Origin of the sequence: Reyranella sp., assembly GCF_965229815.1 — a bacterium.
Taxonomy (GTDB): domain Bacteria; phylum Pseudomonadota; class Alphaproteobacteria; order Reyranellales; family Reyranellaceae; genus Reyranella.
The window spans coordinates 809,646-824,131 of record NZ_CBDDJN010000006.1 but is presented as its reverse complement, the minus strand read 5'-3'; the positions used below and the strand labels follow the sequence as shown (position 1 = coordinate 824,131).

Genomic DNA, 14,486 nt, shown 5'->3' with positions numbered 1-14,486 from the left:
CGCCCTATCTTCCCATCAGCACGGGGTACATGAAGTAGGTGACGAGAGCCGCCACGCCGACCAGCATCACGAAGGCATAGTGATACAGGTAGCCGCTCTGCAGGCGGCTGAGCACGCCCGCCATGTCCTGCGCCCGCGCCGCCACGTTGTCGGGCCCGAGCCCGTCGATGACCGCGCCGTCGCCCTTCTTCCACAGCATCCGGCCGAGCGCGACCGACGGCTTGACGAAGATCGCGTCGTACAGCTCGTCGAAGTACCACTTGTTGAACAGGAAGGCGTGGATCCCCGGGAAGCGGCGCACGATCGCGGCCGGCAGTTCGGGCCGCGCGATGTAGCACCAGTAGCTGAGCCCGATGCCGGTCAGCGCGAACACGAGGGGCGCCAGCTTGACCCAGACCGGCACCTCGTGGGCGTGGTGCAGAACCTCGCCATTCAATGCCACGGCGATCGACGTCGTGCCCCAGAAATGCTGCCAGTCGTGGCCGACGAACCAGTCGTAGGCGATGTAGCCCGACAGGGCGGCGCCGGCACCCAGCACGTACAGCGGGATCAGCATCACGGCCGGGGATTCATGCGCATGGTCCCAGGTGTGATGGTCGCCGCGATACTTGCCGTAGAAGGTCATGAACATCAGGCGGGTCGAGTAGAGCGCCGTCAGGAAGGCCGCGATGGTGCCCAGCCAGAAGGCGATAAGGCCCGCCACGCTGTGCACCCCGTAGGCCGATTCGAGCAGGAAGTCCTTGGAGTAGAAGCCGGCGAAGCCCAGGCCGTCGCCCAGGATGAACGGCACGCCAATGCCGGACAGGGCAAGCGTGCCGACCCACATCAGCCAGAAGGTCTGTGGCGCCTTCGCCTTCACGCCGCCCATCGCCCGCATGTCCTGTTCGTGGTGCAGGCAGGTGATCACCGAGCCCGAGCAGAGGAACAGCAGGGCCTTGAAGAAGGCGTGCGTCATGAGGTGGAACATGGCGGCCGAATAGCCGCCGACGCCCGCGGCGAAGAACATGTAGCCGAGCTGGCTGCAGGTCGAATAGGCGATGACCCGCTTGATGTCGAACTGGGTGATGCCGATCGTGGCCGCGAAGAAGGCGGTGAAGCCGCCGACCAGGGTCACGACGGTCGAGGCAACGGGCGCCAGCTCGAACAACGGCGACAGGCGGCAGACCATGAAGACGCCGGCCGTGACCATGGTAGCCGCATGGATCAGCGCGGAGACAGGCGTCGGGCCTTCCATGGCGTCCGGGAGCCAGGTGTGGAGGCCGATCTGGGCCGACTTGCCCATCGCGCCGACGAAGAGCAGCAGGCAGGCCGTCTCCAGCGCCGGCAGCTCCATGCCGAGGAAATGGATGGTCATCTTCGCCATCTCGGGGCCCTTGGCGAAGATGTCGGCGAAGCCGACCGAGCCCGACAGCATCCAGACCGCGAAGATGCCCAGCGCGAAGCCGAAGTCGCCGACGCGGTTGACGATGAACGCCTTCATGGCCGCGTCGTTGGCCGAGGGCTTGTCGTAGTAGAAGCCGATCAGCAGGTACGAGGCGAGGCCCACGCCCTCCCAGCCGAAGAAGAGCTGGACCAGGTTGTCCGAGGTCACCAGCATCAGCATGAAGAAGGTGAACAGGCTGAGATACGACATGAAGCGCGGGATGCTCTTGTCGTCGGCCATGTATCCGACCGAATAGACGTGGACCATCGACGACACGCCGGTCACGACGATCAGCATCACGGCGGTCAGCGTGTCGACCCGCAGCAACCACGAGACGTCGAGCGTTCCGGAGGCGATCCAGGGGAACAGCTTGACGGTGACCAGCTTGGCATTCTCCGGCCCGAAGCCGATCGTGACGAAGACGAAGATCGACAGGGCGGCGGCAATCAGCAGTGCCGCGCAGGTCACGACCTGCGCCGGCCGGTCGCCGATGACGCGACAGAACAGTCCCGCGATCGCGGCCGCCAGCAGCGGCAGAAGGACAATGAGCTTGATGGCGAGATCCATGATGCGCCCTAGCCCTTCATCGCGTTGATGTCTTCGACTTCGATCGTTCCGCGGTTGCGGAAATAGACCACCAGGATGGCCAGCCCGATCGCCGCCTCGGCCGCGGCGACCGTGAGGACCAGCATGGCGAAGATTTGCCCGACCACGTTGCCCTGGAAAACCGAGAAAGCGACCAGGTTGATGTTCACGGCCAGGAGCATCAGCTCGACGCACATCAGGATGACGATGACGTTCTTGCGGTTCAGGAAGATCCCGAGGATGCCGAGAGTGAACAGGACGGCGGCGACCGTCAGGTAGTGGCCGAGCCCGATGGTCATCACACGCCTCCCCGGGTCGGCACCTTGACCACGGTGACGGCCTCTTCCTTGGGCCGGTAGAGCTGCTCGCTGACGCGCTGGCGACGCACGCCGGGACGCGTGCGCAACGTCAGGACGATCGCCCCGATCATGGCGACCAGCAACACGAGGCCGGCGACCTGGAACAGGTAGAAGTACTGGGTATAGAGCACGCGGCCGATGGCGCGGGTATTGTCGATCGGCAGGACCTGCGGCCCCGCCTGGCTGAGGACGGCGACCGGGCTCTCATGGCTCCCCAGCACGCCGAGCGCGAGCAGGATCTCGGCCAGCAGGACGACGCCGATCAGCGCGCCCACAGGCAGATACTTCAGGAAGCCCTCGCGCAATTGCGTGATGTTGATGTCGAGCATCATCACCACGAACAGGAACAGCACGGCCACGGCCCCGACATAGACGATCACCAGGATCATGGCGATGAACTCGGCCCCGATCAGCACGAACAGCGCCGCGGCATTGAAGAAGGCCAGGATCAGGAACAGCACCGAATAGACCGGGTTGCGCGAGACGACGACCATGGCGCCGGACGCCATGACGATGAACGCGAACACATAGAAGGCCAGAGCCTGAACGATCATGATCTCCCCCTACCCGTCCCGGCTCACCGATAGGGCGCGTCGGACCGGAGGTTGGCCGCGATCACCGGCTCCCAGCGGTCGCCGTTCGCGAGCAGCTTGTCCTTGTTGTACATCAGCTCCTCGCGGGTCTCGGTCGAGAACTCGAAGTTCGGGCCTTCGACGATCGCATCGACCGGGCACGCCTCCTGGCAGAAGCCGCAGTAGATGCACTTGGTCATGTCGATGTCGTAGCGAGTCGTGCGCCGGCTGCCGTCGTCGCGCGGTTCGGCCTCGATGGTGATGGCCTGGGCCGGGCAGACCGCCTCGCAAAGCTTGCAGGCGATGCAGCGCTCCTCGCCATTGGGATAGCGGCGCAGCGCGTGCTCGCCGCGGAAGCGCGGGCCGAGCGGTCCCTTTTCATAGGGGTAGTTCACCGTCACCTTGGGCTTGAACATGTACTTCAAGGTGAGCGCGAAGCCCGCCACCAGTTCGGACAGCAGGAACGAGCGCGCGGCGCGGTCGAGAGAGGCCATGGTGCGACTCCCTAGGGCTTCGGGACCCAGCCGCCGAACTGCAGTACGGCGGCTGTGAGGACGACCCAGCCGAGCGACACGGGCAGGAAGACCTTCCAGCCCAGCCGCATGAGCTGGTCGTAGCGGTAACGGGGCAGCGTTCCCTTGGTCCACGAGAAGACGAAGAGAAGGAAGGCGATCTTGAGCGCGAACCAGATCACGCCCGGCACCCAGGTGAAGGGGGCGTACGGCACCGGCGACATCCAGCCGCCGAGGAACAGCACCGCGCCCAGAGCCGAGAGCAGGATCATGTTGGCGTACTCGCCCAGGAAGAACAGGGCGAAGGGCATCGACGAATATTCGGTCTGGAAGCCCTGGACGAGCTCCGCCTCCGACATCGGCAGGTCGAAGGGAGTGCGGTTGGTCTCCGCCAGGGCCGAGATGAAGAAGATCACGAACATCGGCAGCAGCGGCAGCCAGAACCAGTTCCAGAACCAGCCGGACTGCGCCAGGACGACGTGGCTTAGATTGAGCGAGCCGACGCAGAGAAGCACGGTGATCAGCACGAAGCCGATCGAGACCTCGTAGGAGACCATCTGCGCCGCCGAGCGCAAGGCGCCGAGAAAGGCGTACTTCGAGTTGGAGGCCCAGCCAGCGATGATGACGCCGTAGACCCCGAGCGACGAGATCGCGAAGAGGTACAGAATGCCGACGTTGATGTCGGCAATCACCCAGCCGTCGTCGAACGGCACAACGGCCCAGGCGATCAGCGCCGTCATGAAGGCGATCATGGGTGCGATGATGAACAGCACGCCGTTGGCGCTCGATGGGACGATCGTCTCCTTGAGCAGCAGCTTCAGGCCGTCGGCGAAGGGCTGCCACAGACCGAACGGCCCCACGACGTTTGGACCGCGCCGGAGCTGGATCGACGCCCAGATCTTGCGATCGGCGTAGGTCATGTAGGCGACCGACACCAGCAGGGGCACTGTCACGGCCAGGCACTGGGCCAGGATCACGATGGCCTGGCCCAGCCAGTGCGTCGTGAAGAAGGTCGTCAGATCGGCAATCATTCCCTACTCCGCCGCCATGCGATGGGCGCGCGAGGCCGTGCACTCGGCCATGGTCCGTGAGGCGCGGCTGATCGGGCAGGTCATGTAGAAATTGTCGATCGGCGCGACGAACGGCGCGTCGCCGGCGGGACCCGGCTGGCCGAACTCGCCCCAGGCGCCCGGCGCCTGCTGGTCGAGAGCGGCGAAGCTGCGGTTCACCGCCACCAGCCGCGAGCGGACCTGGGCCAGCGTGTCATAGGGCAGCGTCTTGCCGAGCCGCTCCGACAGGGCGCGCAGGATCGTCCAGTCTTCGCGCGCATCGCCCGGCGGGTAGACCGACCGCTGGGCGAGCTGCACGCGGCCCTCCGTGTTCACGTAGGTGCCGGGCTTCTCGGTATAGGCCGCCCCGGGCAGGATCACGTCGGCGCGATGGGCGCCGGCGTCGCCGTGATGGCCCTGGTAGACCACGAAGGCCTTGCCCAGGCGCTTCGTGTCGATCTCATCGGCCCCCAGCAGGTAGACGGCGGCGATCTCACCCTTCTCGCAGCCCGCGAGGATGCCTTCGACGTCGCGGCCCTCCGCACCGGGCACCAGGCCGAGATCGAGGCCGCCGACCCGCGCCGCGGACGTGTGCAGCACGGCGAAGCCGTTCCAGTCATCCCGCACCGCGCCCAGGCTCGACACCAGTTCACGGGCCATTGCCAGCACCGCCGCTCCGTCGGGCCGCGCCAGCGCGCCCATGCCGACGATGACCAGCGGGTTCTTGGCGGCCTTGAGCTTCTCCATGAAGCCCAGGCGGCCGTCGACGAGCTCGCGCAGCGTCGCCGGTCCGGCGCCCAGCCGCTCGACCGGATAGGTGAGGTCGACCGCCGGGCCGATGCTGGCGATGGCGCAGTTGCCGTGGAGATAGCGCTTGCGGATCCGGGCATTGAGCACCGGTGCCTCCCAGCGCGGATTGGTGCCGAGCAGCAGGATCGCATCGGCCTGGTCGATGCCGCGGATGCCGGGATTGAAGATGTAGCTGCCGCGCGGACCGCCCTCCAGACGGGCGCCGTCCTGCCGGCAGTCGATGTTGGGCGAGCCCAGGCTCGCCATCAGGTCCCTGAGGGCCACCATCGACTCCGCGTCGCAGAGATCCCCGGCGATCGCGGCGACCTTGCCGCCCTCGAGGCTGCCCAGCTTGGCGACGATGGCCGCGAAGGCCTCCTCCCAGGTCGCCTCGACGAGCTTGCCGCCGCGCCGCACGTAGGGCCGGTCGAGACGCTGGTAGCGCAGCCCGTCGACGGCATGGCGGCTCTTGTCCGAGATCCACTCCTCGTTGACGTCGTCGTTCAGCCGCGGCAGCACGCGCATGACCTGCGCGCCGCGGGCGTCGAGGCGGATGTTCGAGCCGAGCGCATCCAGCACGTCGACCGACTCGGTCTTCTGCAGCTCCCAGGAGCGCGCCTCGTAGGCGTAGGGCTTGGAGGTCAGTGCGCCGACGGGACACAGGTCGACCAGGTTGCCCGAAAGCTCGGTCGACAGCGCATGCTCAACATAGGTCGTGACTTCCATGGCCTCGCCGCGGCCCGTCGCACCCAGCTCCTCGACGCCGGCGACCTCGGTCGCGAAGCGGATGCAGCGCGTGCAGTGGATGCAGCGGTTCATCGAGGTCTTGACCAGCGGGCCCAGCTCCTTGTCGGGCACCGCGCGCTTGTTCTCGTGATAGCGGCTGCGGTCGAAGCCGTAGGCCATCGCCTGGTCCTGCAGGTCGCACTCGCCGCCCTGGTCGCAGATCGGGCAATCGAGCGGATGGTTGATCAGCAGGAACTCCATCACGCCCTTGCGCGCCTTCTGCACGACCGGCGTGTTGGTGAAGATCTCCTGCTTGTCGGCCACGGGCAGCGCGCAGCTCGCCTGGGGCTTGGGCGGACCGGGCTTCACCTCGACCAGGCACATGCGGCAGTTGCCGGCGATGGACAGACGCTCGTGGTAGCAGAAGCGCGGGATCTCGATGCCCGCCAGCTCGCAGGCCTGCAGCACCGTGATGCCGGCCGGCACTTCCATCTCGACGTCGTTGATCTTGACCTTGGGCATGCGCCGCTCCCTGCCCTACTCGGCCGCCAGCTTTTCGGTGCGCGCGCGGATGCGGCGCTCCATCTCGGGGCGGAAATGCCGGATCAGTCCCTGGATCGGCCAGGCGGCCGCGTCGCCCAGGGCGCAGATCGTGTGGCCTTCGACCTGCTTGGTGACGTCTTCCAGCGCGTCGATCTCCTCGAGGCGCGCGTTGCCGGTCACCATGCGCTCCATGACCCGCCACATCCAGCCCGTGCCCTCGCGGCAGGGCGTGCACTGGCCGCAGCTTTCGTGCTTGTAGAACTGGCTGAGCCGGGCGATCGCCTTCACGACGTCGGTCGACTTGTCCATGACGATTACCGCCGCCGTGCCGAGGCCCGACTTCTGGTCGCGCAGCGAATCGAAGTCCATCAGCACCGTGTCGCAGATCGACTTGGGCAGCAGCGGCACCGAGGCGCCGCCGGGGATCACCGCCAGCAGATTGTCCCAGCCGCCGCGCACGCCGCCGCAATGGCGCTCGATCAGCTCGCGCAGCGGGATGCCCATCTCCTCCTCGACGTTGCAGGGTCTGTTCACGTGCCCGGAGATGCAGAAGAGCTTGGTGCCGGTATTGTTGGGCCGGCCGATGCCCGCGAACCATGCCGCGCCGCGGCGCAGGATGGTGGGTGCCACGGCGATCGATTCGACGTTGTTCACCGTCGAGGGGCAGCCGTAGAGGCCGGAGCCCGCCGGGAACGGCGGCTTAAGGCGCGGCATGCCCTTCTTGCCCTCGAGGCTCTCCAGCAGCGCCGTCTCCTCGCCGCAGATGTAGGCACCGGCGCCGCGATGGACGTAGAGGTCGAAATCCCAGCCCGAGCCGCAGGCGTTCTTGCCCAGCAGCCCCGCCTCGTAGGCCTCCTTGATGGCGGCCTTCAGCGTCTGCGCCTCGTTGTAGAACTCGCCGCGGACGTAGATGTAGCCCGCGTTGGCGCGCATCGCGAAGCCCGCGACCAGGCACCCCTCGATCAGCAGGTGCGGATCGTGGCGCATGATGTCGCGATCCTTGCAGGTGCCGGGCTCCGACTCGTCGGCATTGACCACGAGGTAGTGCGGCCGGTCCTTCACCTCCTTGGGCATGAAGGACCATTTGAGGCCGGTGGGGAAGCCTGCGCCGCCGCGGCCGCGCAGGCCCGACTTCTTCATCTCGTCGATGATGGCGTCGACGCCCCGGTCGAGGATCGCCTTGGTGTTGTCCCAGGCCCCGCGTGCGCGGGCCGCCGGGAGACGCCAGTCGTGGATGCCGTAGAGATTGGTGAAGATGCGGTCCTTGTCGGCAAGCATCGTCTACTCGCTCCTGAGCGTGGTCGGCCCGCCTTCGGGCGCTGACGTCTGCCGGTCGATCTGCGGTCCCGGCTTGGGAGTCCCGCCGCCCTTGAAGGTGTCGAGCACCTTCTTGAGCGAGACCTCGTCGAGATCCTCGTAGAAGTCGTCGTTGATCTGCACCACCGGCGCATTCACGCAGGCGCCGAGACACTCGACCTCCTGGACACTGAACGTCTCGCCGTCGGCCGCGGCCTGGCAGGCCTTCATGATCGCGTCAGAGCCGCGCAGCCAGCAGGGCGTCGTCGTGCAGACCTGCAGGAGGTAGCGGCCCTTCGGTCGCAGCTGGAACATCGTGTAGAAGGTCGCGATCTCGTAGACGCGGATCGGCGCCATGCCGAGGAGCTTCGCCACCGCATCCATCGCCACGCGGGGCAGCCAGCCCTGCTGGCGCTGTGCGAGGTCGAGGACGCCGATCACGGCGCTCGCCTGCCGGCCGGGCGGATAGTTCGCGATCAGCTCCTGGGCCTTGGCGAGGTATTCCGGCGTGAACTCGAAATGCTCGACGTGCGGCACGTCCTTGGGATCGGCGGTGATCATCGACATGTCCGCGACTCCTAGCGATCGATCTCGCCGAACACGATGTCGAGGGAGCCGATGTTCGCCGACATGTCGGCGAGCTGGTGCCCCTTGGTCATCATGTCGAGCGCGGCGAGATGCGGGAAGCCCGGCGCGCGGATCTTGCAGCGATACGGACGGTTGGTCCCGTCCGACACGAGATAGACGCCGAACTCGCCCTTGGGCGCCTCGACGGCGGTGTAGGTCTCGCCGGCCGGGACCTTGTAGCCCTCGGTGTAGAGCTTGAAATGGTGAATCAGGGCCTCCATCGAGCCCTTCATCTCGCCGCGGCGCGGCGGCGAGATCTTGCGGTCGTCGATGCGCACCGGTCCCGTCACCGTGCGCAGCGCCGCGATGCACTGCTCCATGATGCGGGCGCTCTGGTACATCTCCTCGAGCCGCACCAGGTAGCGGGCGAAGCAGTCGCCGCTCTTGCCGACCGGGATGTCGAAGTCGATCCGCTCGTAGACGTCGTAGGGCTGCGCCTTGCGCAGGTCCCAGGGGATGCCCGAGGCGCGAATCATCGGCCCGCTGAAGCCCCAGTCGAGCGCCTGCTGGGAATCGACGACGCCGATGTCGACGGTGCGCATGCGGAAGATGCGGTTCTCGTTCAGCAGGTTCTCGATGTCCTTGAGGAACGGGTAGAACTGCTTGATCCAGCCGTCCATCGCATCGAGCATACCGTCCGGCATGTCCTGGTGGACGCCGCCCGGCCGGAAGTAGGCCGCATGCATGCGCGCACCGCTCACGCCTTCGTAGAACTCCATCAGCAGCTCGCGCTGCTCGAAGCCCCACAGCGGTGGCGTCAGCGCGCCCGTGTCCATCGCGAAGGTCGTGACGTTCAGCAGATGGTTGAGAATGCGCGTGACCTCGGAGAACAGGACGCGGATGTACTGGCCGCGCTCGGGCACGGCGATGCCCATCAGCTTCTCGACCGCCAGGGCGAAGGCGTGCTCCTGGTTCATCGGCGACACATAGTCGAGCCGGTCGAAGTACGGCACCGCCTGCAGGTAGCTCTTGTACTCGATCAGCTTCTCGGTGCCGCGGTGCAGCAGGCCGATATGCGGATCGCAGCGCTCGACGATCTCGCCGTCCATCTCGACGACCAGGCGCAGCACGCCGTGGGCCGCCGGGTGCTGCGGCCCGAAATTCATGGTGAGCGTCTTGATCTCGACGTCGGACATCGTCAGCTCGCCCCGCCCTTCTCCTGCGCCTTGCCGTCGCCGGCCTTCTCGTCGCCCGGCAGCACCTGGTGGGCGCCTTCCCAGGGGCTGAGGAAGTCGAAGCGGCGGAACTCCTGCGTGAGCTTCACCGGCTCGTAGACGACGCGCTTCTGCAGGTCGTCCCAGCGCACCTCGACGAAGCCGGTGAGCGGGAAGTCCTTGCGCATCGGATGGCCCTCGAACCCGTAGTCGGTGAGGATGCGGCGCAAATCGGGATGGTCGGCGAACCAGACGCCATACAGGTCGTAGGTCTCGCGCTCGAACCAGCCGGCCGAGCTGAAGATCGGCGAGGCCGACGGGACGGGAGTCGATTCGTCGGTCGCGACCTTCACGCGGACGCGCTGGTTGTTCTTCAGGCTGAGCAGGTTGTAGACGACGTCGAAGCGCTTCTCGCGCTCCGGCCAGTCGACACCGCAGACGTCGATGAGCTGCTTGAACAGGCAGCGCGGATCGTCGCGGAGGAAGGTCAGCAGCGCGGTCAGGCCGCCAGGCGTCGTCTCGAGCATGAGCTCGCCCAGCCGCACGGTCGTCGCCGTCACTGCACCGGCCGTGGAATCGGCGATGTGCTTTCCAAGGTCCTGCAGCGTCTCGCTCATCTAGCGCACCAGCGAGCCCGTCCGGCGGACCTTCTTCTGGAGCTGGAGCACGCCGTAGAGCAGCGCCTCCGCGGTCGGCGGGCAGCCCGGCACGTACACGTCCACCGGCACGACACGGTCGCAGCCGCGGACGACGGAGTAGCTGTAGTGGTAGTAGCCGCCGCCGTTGGCGCACGATCCCATCGAGATGACGTAGCGCGGCTCGGCCATCTGGTCGTAGACCTTGCGCAGCGCCGGCGCCATCTTGTTGGTCAGCGTGCCGGCAACGATCATGACGTCGGCCGAGCGCGGGCTCGGCATCGGCGCGAAGCCGAAGCGATCGAGATCGTAGCGGCTCATCCAGCAGTGGATCATCTCGACGCCGCAGCAGGCAAGACCGAAGGTCAGGCCCCACATCGAGCCGGTGCGCGCCCAGGTGATGAGCTTGTCGAGCTGGGCGACCACAAACCCCTTGTCCGCCAGCTCGTCGTTCAGGGCCCGGGACAGGGCCGCCTCGGCGGCCGGATTCGTCCTGGCCGGGGTCGTCACTCCCATTCCAACGCTCCCTTGCGCCATTCGTAGATGAAGCCCACGGTCAGCACGCCGAGGAACAGGATCATCGACCAGAAGCCGAACAGGCCGATGTCGCCCAGGGCCACCGCCCACGGAAACAGGAACGCCACCTCGAGGTCGAAGATGATGAAGAGGATGGCGACCAGGTAGAAGCGGACGTCGAACTTGCCGCGCGCATCGTCGAACGGAGCGAAGCCGCACTCGAACGGAGACAGCTTCTCGGAGTTCGGGTTCTGTCGGGCGATCAGGTACGACCCGCCGACCATGGCACAAACGATGACGAGGGCAAGTCCGAGGAAGATCAGGATCGGCAGGTATTCCCTGAGTAGATCTTCCATCGTCCCACCCCTTCGCTCCGTTCGGGCAGCCAGCGTTGGGGGCTGGCGCGAGCGACGGGACTCGAACCCGCGACCTCCGGCGTGACAGGCCGGCGTTCTAACCAACTGAACTACGCCCGCATAGTCCCCAACGGCGCGCGAGAAATATAGGACACCCTATATAGTGTCAAGCATACCGCACTAGCGAAGGCGTGCGTAAGTGCCGGAAATATCGATGCTTTCCGCGCGTTGCCGGCGACTGGCGAAACAAATCTATCCCCGCCCCGAGAAAGACCCTTGGCGGCGGCGAAGGTCGACGCGGTCGCATCTGCGCCGCGTGAAGCTGGTGGGCGATGACGGGATCGAACCGCCGACCTGTCCCGTGTAAAGGGAATGCTCTACCGCTGAGCTAATCGCCCGGACGGGGTGGTATCACAGGCAGCCGTCGGAAGCGCTAGTTGATCGCGTCCTTGAGCTGCTTGCTCGCCTTGAATCGCGGCACGTTCGACGCCGGAATCTTGATCTTCTCGCCGGTCTGCGGGTTTCGCCCCTCGCCCGCCTTGCGGCGGGAGACCTGGAAGGTCCCGAAGCCGACCAAGAGGACCTTTTCCTTCTTTTTCAGGGATTTGGTGATCACGGTGAGCACGGCATCGATCGCTCCGGCCGCATCCGTCTTGGAGAGGTTGGTGGAAGCGGCAACGGCGGCGATCAGATCGTGCTTGTTCACAGGTGGCCCCCCAATGATCCGGCGCGCGAGTTTAGGGTTGGCCGGAAAAGCGCGTCAACGCCCAATACCACATTTTGTAGGCACTGCAGGCGCGAGGCCGCATAGGTAGGCCCAGAAAGCAGAAAACCCCGGATCCTGCGATCCGGGGTTTCTGTCTCTTCGAAGGACCGGGTTCCGGTCCGGCGGCTCAGTGGGCGCGAACCTCGGCGCCCTCCGCCTTGGCCGCCACGGCCTCGAGATCGTTCGGCCATTCGATGGCGACCAGCGGCTTGACCAGCGCGCGGGCCAGCACCTCGTCGACCGTCGAGACCGGGACGATCTCCAGCCCCTTCTTCACGTTGTCCGGAATCTCCGGCAGATCGCGCTCGTTCTCCTTGGGAATGAGCACGGTCTTGAGCCCGCCGCGCAGCGCCGCGAGCAGCTTCTCCTTGAGCCCGCCGATGGGCAGGACGCGGCCGCGCAGGCTGATCTCGCCCGTCATGGCCACTTCCTTCCGCACGGCCACGCCGGTCAGGGCCGAGACGATCGAGGTGATCATGGCGACGCCCGCCGACGGACCGTCCTTGGGCGTGGCACCTTCCGGCACGTGCACGTGGATGTCGCGCTTCTCGAACATCTGCGGCTTGATGCCGAACGAGTTGGCGCGCGAGCGGACGTAGGCATTCGCTGCCTGCACCGACTCCTGCATCACATCGCCCAGCTTGCCGGTCACGGTCATGCGACCGCGGCCGGGGACCAGCACGGCCTCGACCTGCAGCAGCTCGCCGCCGACCTCGGTCCAGGCCAGGCCGGTCGTGATGCCCACCAGGTCCTCGAGCTCGGCCTCTCCAAAGCGGAAGCGGCGGACCCCGGCATACTTGTCGAGGTTCTTGGCGCGAATCTTCACCTTGGACGTCCCCTTCATGAGGATTTCCTTGGTGGCCTTGCGCGCCAGGTTGGCGATCTCGCGCTCGAGGTTACGGACGCCCGCTTCGCGCGTGTAGTAGCGCACGAGGTCGCGGACGGCATCGTCGTGGATATCGATCTCGCCTTCCTTGAGACCGTTGGCCTCGACCTGCTTGGGGATGAGATGCGTGCGCGCGATCGCGACCTTCTCGTCCTCGGTGTAGCCCGCCAGCCGGATGATCTCCATGCGGTCCATCAGCGGTTGCGCCATGCGCAGCGAGTTGGCCGTGGTGATGAACATCACGTTGGACAGGTCGTAGTCGACCTCGAGGTAATGGTCGTTGAAGCTCGCGTTCTGCTCGGGATCGAGCACCTCGAGCAGCGCCGATGACGGGTCGCCGCGGAAATCCGCGCCGAGCTTGTCGATCTCGTCGAGCAGGAACAGCGGGTTCGACGACTTCGCCTTCTTCATGCTCTGGATTACCTTGCCCGGCAGCGAGCCGATATAGGTCCGGCGATGACCGCGGATCTCGGCCTCGTCCCGCACGCCGCCCAGCGACATGCGCACGAAGTTGCGGCCGGTCGCCTTGGCGATCGACTTGCCGAGCGAGGTCTTGCCGACACCCGGAGGACCGACGAGGCACAGGATCGGGCCCTTCATCTTGTCGACCCGCTGCTGCACCGCGAGGTACTCGAGGATGCGCTCCTTCACCTTCTCCAGGCCGTAATGGTCGGCGTTCAGCACGTCCTCGGCGTACTTCAGGTCCTTGATGATCTTGGTCGGCTTGCGCCACGGGATCGACAGCAGCCAGTCGAGGTAGTTGCGCACCACCGTCGCCTCGGCCGACATCGGGCTCATCGTCCTGAGCTTCTTCAGCTCGGCGTTGGCCTTCTCCCGCGCCTCCTTGCTGAGCCGGGTCTTCTTGATGCGCTTCTCCAGCTCGGAGACCTCGTCGCGACCGTCCTCGGTCTCGCCAAGCTCCTTCTGGATCGCCTTCATCTGCTCGTTCAGATAGTACTCGCGCTGCGTCTTCTCCATCTGGCGCTTGACGCGATTGCGGATCTTCTTCTCGACCTGCAGGACGCCGATCTCGCCCTCCATCAGGCCGAGGATGCGCTCGAGCCGCTTGCTCACCGAGTCGAGCTCGAGCAGCTGCTGCTTCTCGGCGACCTTGAGCGCGAGATGAGCGGAGATCGTGTCGGCGAGCTTCGCCGGCTCCTCGATCTTGTTGATCGAGACGACGACCTCGGGCGGGACCTTCTTGTTCAGCTTGACGTAGTTCTCGAACTCCGAGACCACGGTGCGGGCCGCGGCCTGCAGCTCCGCCGGATCGGCCGGCGTCTCCGCCATGTCGACGGCATTGGCCTCGAAGAAGTCCGCGCGCTCGCTGTAGCCCACGATCTTCACGCGGCGGCCGCCCTCGACCAGGACCTTGACCGTGTCGTCGGGCAGCTTCAGGAGCTGCAGCACCGTGCCGAGCGTGCCGATCGTGTAGATGTCCTCGGGGCCGGGATCGTCCTGGCTGGCGTTCTTCTGGGCGATCAGCAGGATCTGCTTGTCGTCCTTCATGACCTCTTCGAGGGCCTTCACGCTCTTCTCACGGCCGACGAAGAGCGGGACGATCATGCCCGGGAACACGACGATGTCGCGCAGCGGCAGGACGGGATAACTGGTGGCTTCTTGGGTGGGGGCGTTCATGATGCCTCGCAATCTACGCTGTTAGAGCTGCCCGCACCTGGACGGAGCCCCCTG

The 14,486-nt window shown here is 66.1% G+C and carries 13 protein-coding genes, 2 tRNA genes and 1 pseudogene; all 16 read right to left on the bottom strand.

Going from position 1 to position 14,486, the window contains the following annotated elements; genetic code table 11:
- Positions 1-4 precede the first annotated feature (4 nt).
- The 16 genes and pseudogenes from nuoL to lon all read right to left on the bottom strand — a co-directional run bounded on the left by nuoL (position 5) and on the right by lon (position 14,432).
- On the bottom strand, positions 5-1,990 hold the full coding sequence (nuoL, locus tag ACO073_RS15375; protein ID WP_421998460.1) for an NADH-quinone oxidoreductase subunit L: 1,986 nt from the start codon (positions 1,988-1,990) through the stop codon (positions 5-7).
- 8 nt (positions 1,991-1,998) lie between these two features.
- Positions 1,999-2,307: an NADH-quinone oxidoreductase subunit NuoK gene (gene nuoK / locus ACO073_RS15370; RefSeq protein ID WP_421998459.1), complete on the bottom strand. Its 309-nt coding sequence runs from the start codon at positions 2,305-2,307 to the stop codon at positions 1,999-2,001.
- Complete coding sequence (locus ACO073_RS15365) at positions 2,307-2,921, bottom strand: NADH-quinone oxidoreductase subunit J (RefSeq protein WP_421998458.1); 615 nt, start codon at positions 2,919-2,921, stop codon at positions 2,307-2,309. Before ACO073_RS15365 ends, nuoK begins: the two co-directional genes overlap by 1 nt.
- A 23-nt stretch (positions 2,922-2,944) precedes the next feature.
- A complete protein-coding gene (gene nuoI, locus ACO073_RS15360; RefSeq protein ID WP_421998457.1) occupies positions 2,945-3,433 on the bottom strand; it encodes an NADH-quinone oxidoreductase subunit NuoI in 489 nt (162 codons plus the stop codon).
- A gap of 11 nt (positions 3,434-3,444) precedes the next feature.
- Entirely contained in the window at positions 3,445-4,470 is a 1,026-nt protein-coding gene (nuoH, locus tag ACO073_RS15355) for an NADH-quinone oxidoreductase subunit NuoH (protein WP_422002149.1), read from the bottom strand.
- Positions 4,471-4,485: 15 nt separating this feature from the next.
- Positions 4,486-6,537, bottom strand: a complete 2,052-nt coding sequence (nuoG, locus tag ACO073_RS15350) for an NADH-quinone oxidoreductase subunit NuoG (RefSeq protein ID WP_421998456.1) — start codon at positions 6,535-6,537, stop codon at positions 4,486-4,488.
- Positions 6,538-6,552: 15 nt separating this feature from the next.
- Positions 6,553-7,836, bottom strand: a complete 1,284-nt coding sequence (gene nuoF, locus ACO073_RS15345; RefSeq protein ID WP_421998454.1) for an NADH-quinone oxidoreductase subunit NuoF — start codon at positions 7,834-7,836, stop codon at positions 6,553-6,555.
- A gap of 3 nt (positions 7,837-7,839) precedes the next feature.
- The gene (nuoE, locus tag ACO073_RS15340; RefSeq protein WP_421998453.1) at positions 7,840-8,421 is read right to left on the bottom strand and encodes an NADH-quinone oxidoreductase subunit NuoE; all 582 of its coding nucleotides are present in this window, start codon (positions 8,419-8,421) and stop codon (positions 7,840-7,842) included.
- Positions 8,422-8,432: 11 nt separating this feature from the next.
- Complete coding sequence (locus ACO073_RS15335; protein ID WP_421998452.1) at positions 8,433-9,617, bottom strand: NADH-quinone oxidoreductase subunit D; 1,185 nt, start codon at positions 9,615-9,617, stop codon at positions 8,433-8,435.
- A gap of 2 nt (positions 9,618-9,619) precedes the next feature.
- Positions 9,620-10,252, bottom strand: coding sequence for an NADH-quinone oxidoreductase subunit C (locus tag ACO073_RS15330; RefSeq protein ID WP_421998450.1), 633 nt, complete (start codon positions 10,250-10,252; stop codon positions 9,620-9,622).
- Positions 10,253-10,786, bottom strand: coding sequence for a NuoB/complex I 20 kDa subunit family protein (locus tag ACO073_RS15325; RefSeq protein WP_421998448.1), 534 nt, complete (start codon positions 10,784-10,786; stop codon positions 10,253-10,255).
- Positions 10,777-11,142 carry an NADH-quinone oxidoreductase subunit A gene (locus ACO073_RS15320; RefSeq protein ID WP_421998446.1) on the bottom strand — a complete coding sequence of 122 codons (366 nt, stop codon included), beginning with the start codon at positions 11,140-11,142 and terminating at the stop codon, positions 10,777-10,779. Before ACO073_RS15320 ends, ACO073_RS15325 begins: the two co-directional genes overlap by 10 nt.
- A gap of 43 nt (positions 11,143-11,185) precedes the next feature.
- Positions 11,186-11,262, bottom strand: a tRNA-Asp gene (locus tag ACO073_RS15315).
- A gap of 203 nt (positions 11,263-11,465) precedes the next feature.
- Positions 11,466-11,540: transfer RNA gene (locus ACO073_RS15310), tRNA-Val, on the bottom strand.
- A gap of 35 nt (positions 11,541-11,575) precedes the next feature.
- Positions 11,576-11,875, bottom strand: a pseudogene (locus ACO073_RS15305) (HU family DNA-binding protein); the annotation flags it as partial.
- 160 nt (positions 11,876-12,035) lie between these two features.
- Positions 12,036-14,432 carry an endopeptidase La gene (lon, locus tag ACO073_RS15300; protein ID WP_421998445.1) on the bottom strand — a complete coding sequence of 799 codons (2,397 nt, stop codon included), beginning with the start codon at positions 14,430-14,432 and terminating at the stop codon, positions 12,036-12,038.
- Positions 14,433-14,486 lie beyond the last annotated feature (54 nt).

Excerpts from the sequence above, each read along its gene's own strand:
- ACO073_RS15325 (WP_421998448.1), bottom strand. The coding sequence starts at position 10,786 with ATGGGAGTGACGACCCCGGCCAGGACGAATCCGGCCGCCGAGGCGGCC.
- ACO073_RS15365 (WP_421998458.1), bottom strand. The coding sequence starts at position 2,921 with ATGATCGTTCAGGCTCTGGCCTTCTATGTGTTCGCGTTCATCGTCATG.
- nuoE (WP_421998453.1), bottom strand. The coding sequence starts at position 8,421 with ATGTCGATGATCACCGCCGATCCCAAGGACGTGCCGCACGTCGAGCAT.
- nuoI (WP_421998457.1), bottom strand. The coding sequence starts at position 3,433 with ATGGCCTCTCTCGACCGCGCCGCGCGCTCGTTCCTGCTGTCCGAACTG.
- ACO073_RS15320 (WP_421998446.1), bottom strand. The coding sequence starts at position 11,142 with ATGGAAGATCTACTCAGGGAATACCTGCCGATCCTGATCTTCCTCGGA.
- nuoK (WP_421998459.1), bottom strand. The coding sequence starts at position 2,307 with ATGACCATCGGGCTCGGCCACTACCTGACGGTCGCCGCCGTCCTGTTC.
- nuoL (WP_421998460.1), bottom strand. The coding sequence starts at position 1,990 with ATGGATCTCGCCATCAAGCTCATTGTCCTTCTGCCGCTGCTGGCGGCC.
- ACO073_RS15330 (WP_421998450.1), bottom strand. The coding sequence starts at position 10,252 with ATGAGCGAGACGCTGCAGGACCTTGGAAAGCACATCGCCGATTCCACG.
- ACO073_RS15335 (WP_421998452.1), bottom strand. The coding sequence starts at position 9,617 with ATGTCCGACGTCGAGATCAAGACGCTCACCATGAATTTCGGGCCGCAG.
- nuoF (WP_421998454.1), bottom strand. The coding sequence starts at position 7,836 with ATGCTTGCCGACAAGGACCGCATCTTCACCAATCTCTACGGCATCCAC.
- lon (WP_421998445.1), bottom strand. The coding sequence starts at position 14,432 with ATGAACGCCCCCACCCAAGAAGCCACCAGTTATCCCGTCCTGCCGCTG.
- nuoG (WP_421998456.1), bottom strand. The coding sequence starts at position 6,537 with ATGCCCAAGGTCAAGATCAACGACGTCGAGATGGAAGTGCCGGCCGGC.